Consider the following 15,682-nt stretch of genomic DNA (forward strand, 5'->3'; position numbering starts at 1 on the left):
CCGTGGGGAGAGCTGGCGTTTTCATCTCCACTCATTCTCAGGTAAAGGAGCACGCCCATGTTGCAACAATACAGGAAGGAAGCCGCCGCCCGCGCCGCCTTGGGGGCGCCGCCTCTGCCGTTGACCGCCGAGCAGACCCGGGAACTCACTGCGTTGTTGAACCAGGGGCATGCGGAGAGCGAAGTGCTGCTCCACCTGCTTGCCAACCGGGTGGAGCCGGGGGTCACCAAGGCCGCCGGCGTCAAGGCCGAGTGGTTGGAGCAGGCGGCGCTGGGCAAGGTCGCCGTCGATGGTTTTCCCCCCGAGGCGGCGATTGGTCTGCTGGCGCAGATGGGCGGCGGCTACAATGTCGCGGTTCTGCTGCGCCTGTTGCGCATCGAGTCCCTGGCGCAGCCTGCGGCCGAAGCCCTGAAAGGGCTGACCAAGATCTACGAGGCCTTTGATCAGGTGGTCGCACTGGCCAAGGAAATTCCGGCCGCGCGCGGCGTGCTCGCATCCTGGGCCGCAGCCGAGTGGTTCACCCGCAGCCCGGAGTTGCCGGAGCAGATTGTCTGCACCGTGTACAAGGTGGAAGGCGAGATCAACACCGACGACTTTTCCCCCGGCAATCAGGCCCAGTCTCGGGCCGACATCCCCCTGCACGCCGCCTTTTTCGGCAAAACCCGCTTCCCCGGGGGCATCGACGCCATGGCTGAACTGCGCGCCCAGGGCCACACAGTGGCCTTTGCCGGCGACGTCGTCGGCACCGGATCGTCGCGAAAATCAGCGATCAATTCCGTCAGTTGGCTGCTGGGCGAGGATATTCCCCACACACCCAACAAACGCCGGGGCGGCGTGGTGCTCGGGGCCGCCATTGCCCCCATCTTTTACGCCACCGCCCGCGACGCCGGGGTGCTGGCCATCGAATGCGACGTCGCTCGCCTGAAAACCGGCGATCAACTGACCCTTAACCTCCGCCAATGGGCCCTCCACGATCAACAGGGGTCGTCCGTCCCGCTCCAACCGGCCCCCGTAACCCTGCTGGATGAATATCGCGCCGGCGGCCGACTCAACCTGATCATCGGCCGCAACCTCACCCGCTGGGCCTGCGAGGCCCTGGACCTGCCCTTCCCGACGATTTTCAAAGAAACCGCCAATCCCGCGCCCAAGGCTGGCCAGGCCTACACCCTGGCCCAGAAGATGGTGGGCCGGGCCTGCGGGGTGCGGGGCGTTGCGCCGGGCACGGTGTGCGAACCACGCATGAGCACTGTTGGCTCCCAGGACACCACCGGTCCCATGACCATGCAGGAGATCGCTGAACTGGCCTGCCTGCGCTTTAAGGCCGATCTGTTCATGCAGTCGTTCTGCCATACCGCCGCCTACCCCAAGGCCTCGGACCTTGGCCGCTGGCAGACCATGACCGAAACCACGGCTGCGTGCGGCGGCGTGGCCCTCAAGCCCGGCGACGGCGTCGTTCATTCCTGGCTCAACAAGATGCTGGTGCCCGACACCGTCGGAACCGGCGGCGATTCCCACACCCGTTTCCCCCTGGGGATTTCCTTCCCGGCCGGTTCCGGGCTGGTGGCCTTCGCCGGGGCGCTCGGCTTCATGCCCCTGGAAATGCCGGAGTCGGTGCTGGTCCGTTTCCATGGTCAACGCAGGCCGGGCGTCACGGTGCGCGACATGGTCAACGCCATCCCCTACGCGGCCATCCAGCAGGGAATGCTGACCGTGGCCAAGCAGGGCAAGAAGAACGTCTTTGCCGGCACGATCCTGGAAATCGAAGGCGTGGAGGATCTCAGCGTCGAGGAGGCCTTTGAACTCAGCGACGCCTCGGCCGAACGCAGCGCCGCCGCCTGCACGGTCCAACTGTCGCCGGCGGCGGTGGTCGCCAATGTGGAGCGCAATGTCGTTCTGTTGCGGGAGTTGATTGCCGAAGGCTACCAGGATCGGGCGGCGCTGGAGCGGCGGATTGCGGCGCTGGAGGCTTGGCTGGCCAAACCTGAGTTGCTCAGCCGCGACCCAGAGGCGGAATACAAGGCGGTGCTGGAGGTTGATCTGGCCGCGATCACCGAACCGCTTCTGGCCTGTCCCAACGACCCCGACGACGTGCGCGCCTTAAGCGAAGTGGCCGGGACCGCCATTGACGAGGCCTTCATCGGTTCCTGCATGACCCATCTGTCGCACCTGCAGGCGGCGGCCCGCTTGCTGCGCGACGAACCGTATGCGGTCAGCCGCTTGTGGATTGCGCCTTCTACCCGCATGGATCGAGACGCCATCCAGCGGGAAGGCGGCTTGAGCGTCTTTGCCCAGGTCGGCGGCCGGGTGGAGATTCCCGGCTGCAGCCTGTGCATGGGCAATCAGGCCAGGGTCCGGCCGGGGGCAGTGGTCATGTCCACCTCGACCCGCAACTTCGACAACCGTCTCGGCGACGGCGCCCGCGTCTATCTCGGTTCCACCGAACTCACGGCAATCACCGCCCTCCTAGGCAAATTGCCCACCACAGAGGAATATTTCACGTTTCTGGAGAGGAAAGGACTGCTCGGCGACGAATGACGCAAACGTGCGCGCCCCTCAGCGCGCGGCCAAGGCAAGGCGGACAACAGACAGACAAGCAATCACTGAGGCCCGGTTGGTTACATGGTGTGGGCTTCCACCCGGTTGCGGCCGCCGTCCTTGGCCAGGTAAAGGGCCTGGTCCGCCAATTGCAACAAGCCTGAGGCCGAGGTCGGCTGATCCTCGACCAGGGAGGCCACGCCGATGCTGACCGTAACCGGCCAATGGCGGCCCTGATCGCTGAATTGATGGGCTTCAACCAACGCACGGATCTTCTCGGCGACAAACTTGGCCTGATCCAGGTTGGTGTTGGGCAGGGCAACGACAAACTCTTCACCGCCGAAGCGGGCGGCCAAGTCGCCGCAACGGACGTTCTTTTTCACCAAGCTGCCAATAGTTTTGAGCACATAGTCGCCAAAGGCGTGTCCGCAGGTGTCGTTGACCCTTTTAAAATGGTCAAGATCAAAAAATAGGCAACTGAGTTCGCTGCGGGATCGCTTCGTCCGGGCGAACATTTCATCAAAGGCCTCTTGGAAATACCGTTTGTTGCGCAACCCGGTCAGGGAATCGTTGACCGCCCTGTCGTAGAGGTTCTTGTTCATCTCTTCGAGGTAGCGCATGTGACGGCGCAGTTGGAGATGCACCTGCACCCTGGCCAGCAACTCCTCGGCGATGAAGGGTTTGACCAGATAATCGCTGGCGCCGGCGCGAAACATCCGCAGCACCGCCTGGGTTTCATCAGCACCGCTGAGGGAAAGCATGGGCAGGTGCTCGGTTTCGGGAAATTGACGGGCCAGATGGATGAATTCGTCGCCGCGCATCAACGGCATGTCGAAATCGACGATGGCGATGTCAATAACAGCAAGGTTTTCCTTCATCAATTCAAATGCTTGCCGTCCATCCCCCGCCTCAAGGACGCCCAGACCGATGCGACTCAAACAGGCGGCAACCATATTGCGCAAACTCTTGTTGTCGTCGACCACCAGCGCGGTCATGCCGGCGAAGGTGGACTGCGGCTGCAGCACCTTGCTCACCGCTGCGGCAATGTCGCCGCGGTCAAAGGGCTTGGAGATGAACTCCAGACTGCCGAGGTGGAAACCGCGTCTGCGATTTTCAAAGGTGTCGTTGGCCGACACAAAAAGCACCGGGATAGGGGCGGCCACGTTGCCGAACTGTCCCTGCGCTTCCATTTCCCGCAGCCGCTGGCAACAGGCAAAGCCATCCATCCTGGGCATGTCGATGTCCAGGGTGATCAGGTCCGGCGGTTTCTGCATCCAGCGCAACGACGACAGGGCGTCCAAGCCGTCGCTGAACGCGACAACCGAAAAACCGGCCACGTCCAGCTCTTTTTGAATGATGGCGCGCATGGTGGCGCTGTCGTCCACCACCACCACGGTTTGCGGAACCGGCGTCAATCGTTCCGGCATCTTGATTTTTTGCCCTGGGATTTCTTTCATTGCCGCGACAGGCCCCCCTTGGTTGATGCTGTTCCTTCGTTCATTCATTCGACACCCGCCTTTTTCTCTTTCATTGTATAGAATACTCTGCTCCGGCGACAAGGAGAAAGGCGCAGGACGCTGCATTCCGCCCAGGGGGGCACCCGCATCGCTCAACGGATCGCTCAACGGAACACTGGAGGCCAGCTGTTATTTGTTTGACCTATCCTTGCGCTCTTTTTACAGTCAATCCAATCAGCAATCCATTATTCTGCGCCCGGCCTCGGCCCGGCGGCAAACAGGAATCCTCCTTTGCCGCCAATCACCTTGCGGAGCGCACACGGAGCATGCCATGCAATTTTTCCCTTTAGCAAGCGGCGACCGCATTCCCGCCCTTGGCCTCGGCACCTGGAAATCAGCCCCCGGCGTGGTTTATGCGGCGGTCAAAGAGGCCCTGGCCGCAGGGTACCGCCACATCGACTGCGCCCCGGCCTACCAGAACGAAGCAGAGGTCGGCCAGGCCATCGCCGAGGCGATGGCTGCCGGCACAGCGACGCGCCAGGAGCTGTGGCTGACCTCCAAGCTGTGGAACAACGCCCATGCGCCGGATCAGGTGCAACCGGCCCTGGAAAAGACGCTGGCCGATCTGCGGGTCGACTGGCTTGACCTCTATCTGATCCACTGGCCAGTGGCCTTCAAACCCGGCGTGATGTTTCCCCAGCGCGCCGAGGACTACATCACCCTGGACGCCCTGCCGATCCGCGAAACCTGGAAAGCGTTGGAGGCCTGCGTCAACAAGGGCTTGGTCCGCAACATCGGGGTCTGCAACTTCAGCGTCGCCAAACTGGCAGCCCTCTGCGCCCAGGCCGCCATTCAGCCGGCCATGAACCAGATCGAACTCCACCCCTACCTGCAACAAACGGCAATGCTTGCGTTCTGCCGGGAGCGCAACATCCAGGTCACCGCCTACTCGCCGCTGGGTTCGGGCGACCGGCCGGCGGGCATGAAAAAGAGCGACGAGCCCACCCTGCTCGACAATCCAATCGTGCTCCGGATCGCGGCCAAACACGGGATCACTCCGGCGCAGACGCTGCTTGCCTGGGGACTTGGCCGCAAAACCGTGGTCATCCCCAAATCGGTCAACCCGGAACGGCTGCGGCAGAATCTGGCGGCCGCCGACTTGACGCTCGACGCCCAGGACATGGCCGAGATGGCCGCGCTTGACCGGGGCTACCGCTTTGTCGACGGCTCTTTTTTTGCGGGATCGGGTTCGCCGTACACGCTTGCCAATCTCTGGGACGAATAAGGCTGGGGCCGGCATGCTGGTTATTGACCATCTTGTTGCCGAGGGGCTGCGCATTGATCGTTTCCACACCGGTCCGGGCGAGGCCTGGTGCCTGATCGGCGGCAATGGATCGGGGATTGAACGGCTGTGCGACGTGGTTGCCGGCGAGGCGGTGGATGTTCGCGCCGAGCGCCTGCAGTTGCCGGAAGACCTTGGCCTGCTCTCGTTCAAGGGGCAGCAGTCGATCTTTGAGGCGGAACTGCGCAAGGACGACACCGATTTTCTGGGCCGGCTCGATCCTGGTTCCCCGGCCCGCGCCTTCCTCACCGACATTGAAAAGCATCGCGCCCTGATCGATCTCTTTGCGCTCACCGACCTGCTTGACCGGGGCTATCGCCAACTCAGCTCCGGCCAGGCGCGCAAACTCTGCCTCCTGCAGCAGATCACCCGGGGCGTCGCTTTTCTGGTCCTGGAAAATCCCTACGAAGGGCTTGATCAGGCCAGTTGCCTGGAACTGGATCGCCTGTTGACCGAACTGCGCGACCAGGGCCTGGGGTTGCTGATCCTAATCAACAACAGCGCCGACATCCCGCCCTGGTGCACCCACCTGGGGGCCTTTGCCGAGGGTGCGCTCGCCCTCCAAGGCCCGCGCGCCGAAACCGAGGAGAAGGCCAAAGAGTTGCTGTCGCGCCAGTCGCCACTCTTCCGGGTCTCGGTGGAGGAACTGCGCCGGGAGCGGCAGATGGAAGGCGACAAGATGCCGGACGCGCAAAGCGACGTTCTCGTCGCCCTGCGCCAAGGTTTTGCCCGCTACGACGAGGTTGCCGTCTTTAACAACCTCGATCTGATCGTCAACCGGGGTGATCACACCCTGATCACCGGGCCCAACGGCTGCGGCAAATCGACCCTGCTGCAGATGATCACCGGCGACCACCCGCTCTGCTACGTCAACGACCTCACGGTGTTGGGCAGGCGGCGAGGCAGCGGCGAATCGATCTGGGAGCTGAAGCGGCAGATGGGCATCGTCAGCCCGGATCTGCACCGCAACCATCGCGTTGCCGGCAGCGCCCTGGCCATCGTGCTCTCCGGCCTGTTCGACTCGATCGGCCTCTACACCAGGCCCAGCAGCGCGCAACAGCACCTTGGCCGCCGCTGGCTCGGCCGGCTGGGCCTGGAAGCCAAGGCCAATAACGCCTTCCGCCAGCTGAGCTACGGCGAGCAGCGCCTGATCCTGCTGGCCCGGGCCCTGATCAAAGGACCGCCCCTGCTGATCCTCGACGAACCCACCCAGGGCTTGGACGAGAGCAACCGCACCGCCCTGCTCGACGTCCTGGCCAGGATTGCAGAGGAGCAACTGTCCACCATCCTCTACGTCAGCCATCGCCTTGACGAACACCGCGAGTTTTTCCGTCAACAGATTCGTTTTGCCTGAAAACCGCCACTTTGTGGGCGTGGTCGGGGCTGGCGATCCCTCGGCGCGGCGCTGACGTCGACAGCCGGCTTTTCGTTTGACACCCGAACGGCGATTCCGTATACAGGCAGAGGGGCTGCCCGCCAGGCGGCTATTGTCGGCCGCGAGTTGGCCGTTCGTTTGATGGACGTCCGCTTGAGGGACGCTGTCTGATGGACGCCTTTGCATCTTCAGCGGTGAGTGGCAAGACAAGGCGCGCGAACAGGCGGGGGGAAGGTCCTCGCGAACGGAGATCTCGCCTACGCCCTGGCCTACCCTTTCCGACCGGATCGAGGATGTTTGGCGGATTCGTGGTCGAGATGATTGATCGCAACGACGCGCAAGGGATCGAACGGATTCCGCAACTGACGGCCTGGGGCAAACCCGCGCCGTCACAACAGGTCAACCACGCAAGGAGAATAGATGATACTGCCATACCGAGATTATCAGCCGCAGGTCGGCGCAGGCGGGTGGGTGGCGCCCAACGCCACCCTGATCGGCGACGCAATTCTGGGCGAAGACGTGTCGCTCTGGTTCGGCGTCGTGGTGCGCGGCGACGTGCATCGCATCCGCATCGGAGCCCGAACCAACATTCAGGACCTCTCCCTGCTCCACATCACCCAGCATGCGGGCGCGGAGCGGGACGACCAGGACGGCCATCCCACCATCATCGGCTGCGACGTCACCGTCGGCCACCGCGTCATTCTCCATGGCTGCACCGTGGGCGATCTCTGCCTGATCGGGATGGGGGCGATTCTCCTCGACGGCGCGGTGATCGGCCGGGAATCCATCGTCGGCGCCGGCTCAGTGGTGACGCCGGGCAAGCAGTTCCCGCCGCGCTCCCTGATCATGGGCACGCCGGCCAAGGTGGTCAAGGAGGTCAGCGAGGCCCAGGTGCTGGAGATGCAGGCCTCGTGGCGACGCTATGTGGCCCTGAAAAACGAGTACCACCAGGCTCGGGTGGGCGACTGCTTTTAGCGCAGGCCCCGAAGCCGGGGCGTTGCTCAGATGGTCAGCACCGAATTGGCCTCGCCGTATTCGTTGGGGGCGTAGCCGTCGGCCTCGGGATCATTGACCCAGACGCCGCCGTCAAGCACATAGCGAAAACGGTAGGTCTGGCCGGCCGGCAGCGACAGGGTGGCGGAGAAGCTGTTGTCTTTCAATTTTTTCATCGGGGTTTGCTGCAGCGACCAACCGTTGAACTCGCCGGCCAGGACGGCGGATTCGGCCTGTTCTTCATTGGTGTATTTGAAGGTGACCCGACAGACCGTGCCGGTTTTGGAATAGCTTTTCTTCAGCATGACGTTCTCCTTGCCTGGTTGGCGTTGAGCGACAGGGACGAAGGGAAGGGAGAGGGGCGACGCGAGGTCAACAGCAAATACTGTAAATGAGCCGACGCGGCGGGGCAAGCACTTATTGCCCGGCGAGGAGGGCAGATGGCGCAACCAGGCGGCATCCGGATTTACCGGGGATAGGCGGCAAAAATGCGCCACAGGCGTTGCAGGGCCTCCCGGCAGTCCTGATTGGCAATGCCGTCGGTCATCTGCCGAAACGACTGTTCCTGGCCAGCGTCCACGGGTTGGGGATCGGGAAGACGGCGTTCGGGCTGCGGCGGCAGATGCGGCTGCAGTTGCCAGCGAAGATCGACAATCGGCTGCTCCTCCAGGGCCTGGTTGACCCGAACGAGCAGGTCGAGCTTGATGAACTGGAGGTGGTGCATCCAGGCGGAATCCTGCACATAAATCCACAGGGTCTCCTGGCGGAAAAAGGCCGGCATGGTCAATCGGGCCACCTCGGGGCCGACGATGGTCGGCCATTCCCGGGCAAGATGGTACAACCGCCACTGGTTTTTCCACTGTTTTTCGGCATAGACCCCGGAGAAGAGCTCGCCCAGGGGGGCCATGGAGTTTTTGTTGGAGCCGGTGCGCTCTTTGGTCATGTTTTCCTGTCTGCAGCGCTGCAATGCGGCGGTGTCAATGGGGCGGCGAATCCGTTAAAAAGGGGGCCGGCCAGAAGCGACCCGGCCCACGCCTCGTGGCATACTAGCCCCTTTTGAAAGAATGTCCACGCCTAAACAGCGGCCATGGACCGGGCTGCAACCGTCCTCCAGGCCCGCAAACAGCCCGGCCCGACAGCGACATTCCGCTTGACGAACGGCCCGGCTTCAGTTATCAGACAACCATCCGCTCGTTGTTGAGCGCACATTTTTCCCCAAATAAACGATCTCGACATGCAAACCGTTTCCCGCATCACCAACATCTTTACCGCCCTGGCGCTCCTTCTCGTGAGTGTGGTGGTCGTGGTGCGCACAGGCATCGAGGCGCCGTAGCGGGAAAAATCCAGACATGAGATTTCAACCCCTGCCGGCGCCAGCCGGCAGGGGTTTTTTTTTGCCCTAAGAACCGACACTTTTATCCACAGGAGGAACCCACCATGCACACACTCAACGGCGCGCAAATCATCATCCGTCAACTAGAACAGCTCGGCGTAGACACCATTGCCGGCATTCCGGGCGGGGCCAACCTGCCCCTGTACGACGCCTTGGCCGCCAGCACGACCATTCGCCACGTCCTCGCCCGGCATGAGCAAGGCGCGGGCTTCATTGCCCAGGGCATCGCCCGGACCACCGGCAAACCAGCGGTTTGCTTTGCCACCTCCGGCCCAGGCGCCACCAACGTGCTGACCGCCCTGGCCGACGCCTATCTGGATTCTGTGCCCCTGGTCTGCATCACCGGGCAGACGCCCCGCGCCCTGATCGGCACCGACGCCTTCCAGGAGGTCGACACCTACGGGATGTCCATGCCGATCACCAAACACAACTATCTGGTGCGCTCGGCGGCCGACCTGCTGACCATTGTTCCCAAGGCCTTCCAGCTGGCCGGGTCCGGCCGCCCCGGTCCGGTGCTGATCGACGTGCCCAAGGACGTCCAGACCGAGATGGTTTCCTTCGAGTCCTGGCCGGAACCCCTGGCCGCCGGCGTTGAGCGCTCCCCCGCCTCCGATGGGGCGCAGGCGATTACTGCGGCTGCGGCCATGATCAACGCCGCCGCCCGGCCGATGCTCTATCTTGGCGGCGGCGTCATCCACGCCGGCGCGGCGAGCGTGGCCCGGAAGCTGGCCGAGCAGGGCGAGATCCCCACCGTGGTCACCCTGATGGGGTTGGGCATTCTGCCTTCGGAACATCCGCTGTCGCTGGGCATGCTGGGCATGCACGCCCCCCGCGCCACCAACCTGGCCATGGAAGAGTGCGACCTGCTGATCGCGGCCGGCGTTCGCTTTGACGACCGGGCCACCGGCCGGATCAGCGCCTTTTGCCCAGGGGCCAAGGTTATTCACGTGGATATCGACGCCAGCGAGATTGGCAAACTCCGTTCCGTTGACGCGGGCATTGCCGGCGACGCCCGCGCCGCTTTTATCGCCCTGCTGCCCCATATCGAGAAACGGCCGCGCCCGGAATGGCGCCGCCGCATCCGCCAGTTGCAGCAGGATCACCCCCGGTTTCATCCCGATGATTTTGCCCCAGGCCGGCCGTTTCACCTCATCCGTCAGGTGGCGGAGCTGGCCGGGCCCGAGGCCTACATCAGCACCGACGTCGGCAAACACCAGATGTGGGTCGCCCAGGCCTACCCCCTCACCCGCCCCCGGCAGCTGCTCACCTCGGGCGGTCTGGGAACCATGGGATTCGGCCTGCCGGCGGCGATCGGCGCGGCCCTGGCCCACCCGGACAAACCGGTGGTCTGCTTCACCGGCGACGGTAGCCTGCAGATGAACATCCAGGAGCTGGCCACGGCGGTTGAACAGCAGGCGCAGGTCAAGATCGTGGTGCTCAACAACCAGAGCCTGGGTCTGGTTCGCCAGCAGCAGCGGTTGTTCTACGAGCGGAAATATTTCGCCTCCTCCTACCGGATCAAGGTCGATTTCGCCGCCATTGCCCGGGGCTTCGGCTTGCAGGCCTTTGACCTGGACGGCGCGGACAACCCGGACGCGCTGCTGACCGGGGCCATGCAGACGCCTGGCCCCTGTCTGATCAACGTGCCGATCGACATCGAAGAAGAGGTCACCCCCATGGTGCCGCCAGGCGCCGCCAACACCACCATGATCGGAGGCAGCCATGCCCGCAACTGACACCCACAACCCATCGGAGGCCCAACCCGTGAACACCGCCATCCTGCGCTTGACCGTCAACAACCATCCGGGCGTCATGCTCCAGATCTGCGGCCTCTTTGTCCGCCGCAATTTCAATCTCGAGGGCATCTTCTGCAGCGCCGTCGATCAGGGCGTAACCAGCTGCATCTGGCTCAAGGTCGACGAAACCGACAAGCTCGATCAGGTGATCAAGCAGCTGACCAAGCTGGAAGACGTGCTTGCCATCGAGGAGCGGCCCGACGCCCGGCCCGGCGTCAGCGAGATGGAGGCGATGATGGCCCGGATCGGCTGAAGCCGCCGCCACCCCCAACCCAGGGTTGACAACGCCGCAGAACCACGCTAGAAAAAAGAGCACCAAGGCAGCACGCGCCACAACCAATAGACAAGCAGGCAACAAGGCAACCAATGCAACACCAAGTCGCGGCAGCGGCGGCGATGAACCCAGTTCATTGGCGACCGGTTGCTTTCTAACACATCACTCAACCGAAGCTTGCCATGGACTGGAACCCCCGGTCCATGGCGTTTTTTTCAGCCTGGACCGAATGCGGTTCAGGCTTTTTTTTCGCCTGCGAACCCAAGCCCCTGGCCCCGATTTTTCATTCCTTCCACAGGAGATTGTCATGAACAACGAGGTTACCATCCGCTTTGCCGAACGCATGAATCAGTTGCCGCCGTATCTCTTCGGCATGATCAACAAAATCAAGATGGAAAAACGATGGCAGGGGATTGACGTCATCGATCTGGGCATGGGCAACCCCATGGACCCGACCCCGGACAGGGTCACGGAAAAGCTGTGTGAGGCGGCGGTCGATCCCAAGACCCACCGCTACCCGGCGGCCGGCGGCATGAAGAATCTCAAGCGGGAGATCGCCCTGTTCTACAAACGCAAATACGGGGTGGAACTCACCGGCGAGGACGACGTCATCTGCACCATCGGCTCCAAGGAGGGCATTTCCCATCTCTGTCTGGCCCTGCTTGGTCCGGGCGACACGGTCCTGGTGCCCTCGCCCGCCTTTCCCATCCACATCTACGCCGCAGTCATCGCCGGGGCCAGCGTGCTGCGCTTTCCGCTCAGTTCGGAGGAGGCGTTTCTGCGCCGGGTTGCCGAGATGTGTCAGTCGCTCTACCCGCATCCCAAGCTGGTGATGCTCAACTATCCCCACAATCCCACCGGCGCCCTGGCCTCCAGGGAATTTTTCGCGGAGATGGTTGCCCTGGCAAAACGGTACAATTTCATGGTGATCAATGATTTTGCCTACGGCCAGATCACCTACGACGGCCTCAAGGCACCGTCGTTTCTTGAAATACCGGGGGCGCTCGACGTCGGGGTGGAATTCGGCTCGTTTTCCAAATCCTACAACATGGCGGGCTGGCGGCTGGGCTACTGCGTGGGCAACAAGGAGATGGTCGGCGGGCTGGCCAAGATCAAGGGCTACTACGATTACGGCATCTTTTCGGCCATTCAGGTGGCGGGGATTGTCGCCATGCGCGACTGCGACGACGCCATTGTCGAGCAGGTGGCGGTCTACCAGAAGCGGCGCGACGCGCTCTGCGACGGCCTGACGCGCATGGGCTGGGACGTGGAGAAACCCAAGGCCGGCATGTTTCTCTGGGCGAAGATTCCCGAGCCCTACGCCCAGATGGGCTCAATCCGCTTTGCGGTGGAGATGATGAATCGCGCCAATGTGGCCGTTGCCCCGGGCGCTGGGTTTGGCGAAGAAGGCGACGGATACCTCCGCCTGGCCCTGGTGGAAAACGAAAACCGCATCCGCCAGGCCCTCAAACAGATGAAGCGGGCGCTTGCCGAGATCGATCAGGAGACCAGGAGCGGGACCGCCCAAGGCTGAAAAGACGGGCCGCCTCTGTAAAAAATGGCTGGGGCAAGAGAGGCGTGTTGGCTTGAACGCAGGCGATCCGGCGGCCGATCACGCCCTCTCTTTTTGCTGCAGAACCGGCAGGAACCGCTCCATGTATTCGGCGCTCATCACGCCCAGCCGCACCGCCGCCTGGGTCGACATGGCGGCAAAGACGCCGGTGGCTCTGGCGCACAGCACGCCTTCCTCCGAATATACCTCGCCGGTCGCCGCCACCTGCCGCTCGGACGGCGTCGCCTCAACGGCGCCGACCACGGTCAGCGGCCGGCCGGCCTGCACCGGTTTGACGAACTCCACGGTCATGGTTTTGGTGACCCCGATCTTGCCCAGCAGGTAGATCACCGACCAGCCCATGATCTCGTCGAGCAAGGTCGACAGCACCCCGCCGTGCACGGTCCGGTCCCAACCCGCCATGGCCGGCGGGACCGCGACCTGGGAATAGACCCGCTGTTCGTCGGTAAAAAACTGCATGTGCAGGCCAATCGGGTTGTTGACGCCGCACCCGAAACAGGTCTGCCCATCGACGTTCACGATGGGGCGCAACTGTGAAAGATCAATGATCATCAAGCCCTCCCTTCGACTTAAAAAAGCGTTCCGCTGGATGCCGACGCGATCCGCGTCTCCCTTATAGACCCAAACCCGCAAAAACAGCAAAGAAAAACAGGAGCCGCCCCCTCCCCCCGCCTGCCTGAAAAAATCCCTCGTTTTCGGGATTGTCCTTTTGACTGTGAATATGGTAGGTTGCCGCACCTGTGCAACAGGCACACATAAAGACAGTTCTATAAACGGAACACGGTGCAAATCCGTGACGGTCCCGCCGCTGTAACCGGAATAAATGATCGCACGCCTTGAACGGCGGCCACTGATCATCCTTGATGATTGGGAAGGCGCGATCCGGCTGTATCTGGAAGTCAGAAGACGTATAGATCAGTGCTTCTTGGGAACGCGATGGCAAAGGGTTTCAAAAGGATTCTTCCCTTTTGAAACCCTTTTCTTTTTCCGGATACAGACTGTCGCAACGTACGGAGAATACATGACAACCCAAATTGAATATGCGCGCGCCAACACCATAACCGCGCAGATGGAAGCCGTGGCCCGCAGCGAAGGACTCAGCGCCGAATACATCCGGGCCAAGGTGGCGCTGGGCGAGATCGTCATCGCCAACAACCCGGCCCGGCCCCACCAGAAGGTGGTCGGCATCGGCACGGGCTTGCGGACCAAGGTCAACGCCTCCATCGGGGCATCGTCGGACATCTGCGATCTGGCGGCGGAAATCCGCAAGGCCCAAATTGCCGAAGAGGAAGGCGCCGACACCCTGATGGAACTCTCGGCCGGCGGCGACCTGGACCGCATCCGCCGCGAGGTGCTGGCCAACACCAGCCTGCCAGTGGGCAATGTACCCCTCTACCAGGCCTTCAAAGAGACCTCGCGCAAATACAAAAACCCCGCCAAACTCGATCCCGAATTCCTGTTCGAGCTGATCGAGCGCCAACTGGCCGACGGCCTCAGCTTCATGGCCATCCATTGCGGCATCAACCAGTACACCATCGAACGGCTGCGCAAACAGGGCTTTCGCTACGGCGGGCTGGCCTCCAAAGGCGGCACCTTCATGGTGGCCTGGATGGACGCCACCGGCAAGGAAAACCCGCTCTACGCCCAGTTCGACCGGGTGTGCGGGTTGATGAAAAAACACGACGCCATCCTCAGCCTCGGCAACGGCATCCGCGCCGGGGCCATCCACGACAGCCACGACCGGGCCCAGATGGCGGAGATGATCATCAACTGCGAACTGGCCGAGCTTGGCCGGGAGATGGGCTGCCAGATGATGGTCGAGGGTCCGGGCCATGTGCCGCTGGATGAAATCGCGGCCAACATCCAGCTGGAAAAACGGATGAGCGGCAATGCTCCCTACTATGTGCTCGGTCCCCTGCCCCTGGACACCGGCGCCGGTTACGACCACATTGTCGCCGCCATCGGCGCGGCCAATTCGGCGCGGCACGGCGCGGACCTGATCTGCTACATCACCCCGGCCGAGCATCTGGCCCTGCCCAACGAGGACGACGTCCGCGAGGGCGTGCGCGCCACCCGGCTGGCGGTGCGCATCGGCGACGTTGCCAAGTACCCGGATCGGCGAGAAGGCGAGAAACAGGCGGCCATGGCGCGGCGCGACATGCGTTGGGACGATCTCCAGCGCCATCTCCTGTTCCCGGACACGGCGCAGGCGATCAGGGCTGCGCGCGCCCCGGAGGCCAGCGACACCTGCACCATGTGCGGCGATTTCTGCGCCATGAAAAAGGGGATGGAGGTCTTTCACGCCGACATTGCCGGCGACAAGATCGCCCCGATCACCCCAACCAGTTGAATAACCGCGTCACGCCGTCGCAACAGAAACCCGCGCCTCAAACCACACGCACCAGGCGAAATCCGCCGTCAAGGAACCACCATGCAACTTCTTCAATCCGCCGTCCACGCCATCCGTCCACCGGACAGCCGCTCCCATCAAGCAGCCCTGCAACGACTCGCCGATCAGGCCCGGCCCCAGGGCAGCCTGGGCATTCTTGAACCGCTGGCCGCCCAACTGGCGGGCATCGCCGGCACGCTCGACGTCCGCTTCCGCAAGAAAATGATCGTTACCTGCGCCGGCGACCACGGCGTGGTGGCCGAAGGGGTCAGCCTCTTCCCCCAGGAAGTGACCCCGCAGATGGTCTACAACTTTATCCAGGGCGGGGCCTCGGTCAGCGTGCTCGCCGCCCATGCAGGGGCCGAGGTGCGGGTTGCCGACCTGGGCGTCAACCACGATTTTCCCCCGAATTTGCCCATCTTCCACAAAAAAATCGGCAAGGGAACCGCCAACTTCGCGCTGGCGCCGGCGATGAGTCGGGCAGACGCGGTCCGCTCGGTGGAGGCGGGAATCGAGATCGTCAATCAGCTGGCGGATGAAGAAGGGCTGGATCTG

The 15,682-nt window shown here is 62.9% G+C and carries 13 protein-coding genes and 1 riboswitch; of the genes, 9 read left to right on the top strand and 4 right to left on the bottom strand.

The features are described 5' to 3' along the window. Positions 1-57: 57 nt before the first annotated feature. The gene (locus RCH93_RS12460; protein ID WP_306548738.1) at positions 58-2,535 is read left to right on the top strand and encodes a bifunctional aconitate hydratase 2/2-methylisocitrate dehydratase; all 2,478 of its coding nucleotides are present in this window, start codon (positions 58-60) and stop codon (positions 2,533-2,535) included. An 80-nt stretch (positions 2,536-2,615) separates the two neighbouring features. On the opposite strand, the gene RCH93_RS12465 is transcribed toward RCH93_RS12460, so the two are convergent. Next, positions 2,616-4,040, bottom strand: a complete 1,425-nt coding sequence (locus RCH93_RS12465) for a diguanylate cyclase (RefSeq protein ID WP_306548739.1) — start codon at positions 4,038-4,040, stop codon at positions 2,616-2,618. 283 nt (positions 4,041-4,323) lie between these two features. On the opposite strand from RCH93_RS12465, the gene RCH93_RS12470 reads away from it, so the two are divergent. The 3 genes from RCH93_RS12470 to RCH93_RS12480 all read left to right on the top strand — a co-directional run bounded on the left by RCH93_RS12470 (position 4,324) and on the right by RCH93_RS12480 (position 7,684). Beyond that, positions 4,324-5,277, top strand: coding sequence for an aldo/keto reductase (locus RCH93_RS12470; RefSeq protein WP_306548740.1), 954 nt, complete (start codon positions 4,324-4,326; stop codon positions 5,275-5,277). A gap of 13 nt (positions 5,278-5,290) precedes the next feature. After that, on the top strand, positions 5,291-6,688 hold the full coding sequence (locus RCH93_RS12475; protein WP_306548741.1) for an ATP-binding cassette domain-containing protein: 1,398 nt from the start codon (positions 5,291-5,293) through the stop codon (positions 6,686-6,688). Positions 6,689-7,129: 441 nt separating this feature from the next. Beyond that, positions 7,130-7,684, top strand: a complete 555-nt coding sequence (locus tag RCH93_RS12480; protein ID WP_306548742.1) for a gamma carbonic anhydrase family protein — start codon at positions 7,130-7,132, stop codon at positions 7,682-7,684. Between the two features lie 26 nt (positions 7,685-7,710). Here the strand turns inward: RCH93_RS12480 and RCH93_RS12485 are convergent, their stop codons facing one another. Beyond that, positions 7,711-8,007, bottom strand: coding sequence for an isoamylase early set domain-containing protein (locus RCH93_RS12485; protein WP_306548743.1), 297 nt, complete (start codon positions 8,005-8,007; stop codon positions 7,711-7,713). A gap of 161 nt (positions 8,008-8,168) precedes the next feature. Continuing rightward, positions 8,169-8,645 (bottom strand): DUF721 domain-containing protein, encoded by a 477-nt coding sequence (locus RCH93_RS12490; RefSeq protein ID WP_306548744.1) that lies wholly within the window; start codon positions 8,643-8,645, stop codon positions 8,169-8,171. 494 nt (positions 8,646-9,139) lie between these two features. On the opposite strand from RCH93_RS12490, the gene ilvB reads away from it, so the two are divergent. From ilvB to RCH93_RS12505, 3 genes are all read left to right on the top strand, one after another. Beyond that, positions 9,140-10,831 (top strand): acetolactate synthase large subunit, encoded by a 1,692-nt coding sequence (gene ilvB, locus RCH93_RS12495; RefSeq protein ID WP_306548745.1) that lies wholly within the window; start codon positions 9,140-9,142, stop codon positions 10,829-10,831. Next, positions 10,818-11,144, top strand: coding sequence for an ACT domain-containing protein (locus tag RCH93_RS12500; protein ID WP_306548746.1), 327 nt, complete (start codon positions 10,818-10,820; stop codon positions 11,142-11,144). Before ilvB ends, RCH93_RS12500 begins: the two co-directional genes overlap by 14 nt. Before the next feature lie 328 nt (positions 11,145-11,472). Further along, the gene (locus RCH93_RS12505) at positions 11,473-12,699 is read left to right on the top strand and encodes an aminotransferase class I/II-fold pyridoxal phosphate-dependent enzyme (RefSeq protein ID WP_306548747.1); all 1,227 of its coding nucleotides are present in this window, start codon (positions 11,473-11,475) and stop codon (positions 12,697-12,699) included. A 78-nt stretch (positions 12,700-12,777) separates the two neighbouring features. Here the strand turns inward: RCH93_RS12505 and RCH93_RS12510 are convergent, their stop codons facing one another. Then, a complete protein-coding gene (locus RCH93_RS12510) occupies positions 12,778-13,290 on the bottom strand; it encodes a PaaI family thioesterase (RefSeq protein WP_306548748.1) in 513 nt (170 codons plus the stop codon). A 169-nt stretch (positions 13,291-13,459) separates the two neighbouring features. Continuing rightward, a riboswitch (cobalamin riboswitch) is annotated at positions 13,460-13,669 on the top strand. Between the two features lie 90 nt (positions 13,670-13,759). Here RCH93_RS12510 and thiC point away from each other — a divergent pair. Then, positions 13,760-15,088 (top strand): phosphomethylpyrimidine synthase ThiC, encoded by a 1,329-nt coding sequence (thiC, locus tag RCH93_RS12515; protein WP_306548749.1) that lies wholly within the window; start codon positions 13,760-13,762, stop codon positions 15,086-15,088. A gap of 81 nt (positions 15,089-15,169) precedes the next feature. Then, positions 15,170-15,682: nicotinate-nucleotide--dimethylbenzimidazole phosphoribosyltransferase (locus RCH93_RS12520; protein ID WP_306548750.1), on the top strand; the 513-nt coding region annotated here is incomplete at its 3' end.

The sequence above is a fragment of the Desulfobulbus sp. genome, assembly GCF_030824455.1.
Lineage (GTDB): Bacteria > Desulfobacterota > Desulfobulbia > Desulfobulbales > Desulfobulbaceae > Desulfobulbus.

What these genes read in the sequence shown, in the direction of transcription:
- RCH93_RS12460 (WP_306548738.1), top strand. Translation starts at nt 58, where the DNA reads ATGTTGCAACAATACAGGAAGGAAGCCGCCGCCCGCGCCGCCTTGGGG.
- RCH93_RS12465 (WP_306548739.1), bottom strand. Translation starts at nt 4,040, where the DNA reads ATGAATGAACGAAGGAACAGCATCAACCAAGGGGGGCCTGTCGCGGCA.
- RCH93_RS12470 (WP_306548740.1), top strand. Translation starts at nt 4,324, where the DNA reads ATGCAATTTTTCCCTTTAGCAAGCGGCGACCGCATTCCCGCCCTTGGC.
- RCH93_RS12475 (WP_306548741.1), top strand. Translation starts at nt 5,291, where the DNA reads ATGCTGGTTATTGACCATCTTGTTGCCGAGGGGCTGCGCATTGATCGT.
- RCH93_RS12480 (WP_306548742.1), top strand. Translation starts at nt 7,130, where the DNA reads ATGATACTGCCATACCGAGATTATCAGCCGCAGGTCGGCGCAGGCGGG.
- RCH93_RS12485 (WP_306548743.1), bottom strand. Translation starts at nt 8,007, where the DNA reads ATGCTGAAGAAAAGCTATTCCAAAACCGGCACGGTCTGTCGGGTCACC.
- RCH93_RS12490 (WP_306548744.1), bottom strand. Translation starts at nt 8,645, where the DNA reads ATGACCAAAGAGCGCACCGGCTCCAACAAAAACTCCATGGCCCCCCTG.
- ilvB (WP_306548745.1), top strand. Translation starts at nt 9,140, where the DNA reads ATGCACACACTCAACGGCGCGCAAATCATCATCCGTCAACTAGAACAG.
- RCH93_RS12500 (WP_306548746.1), top strand. Translation starts at nt 10,818, where the DNA reads ATGCCCGCAACTGACACCCACAACCCATCGGAGGCCCAACCCGTGAAC.
- RCH93_RS12505 (WP_306548747.1), top strand. Translation starts at nt 11,473, where the DNA reads ATGAACAACGAGGTTACCATCCGCTTTGCCGAACGCATGAATCAGTTG.
- RCH93_RS12510 (WP_306548748.1), bottom strand. Translation starts at nt 13,290, where the DNA reads ATGATCATTGATCTTTCACAGTTGCGCCCCATCGTGAACGTCGATGGG.
- thiC (WP_306548749.1), top strand. Translation starts at nt 13,760, where the DNA reads ATGACAACCCAAATTGAATATGCGCGCGCCAACACCATAACCGCGCAG.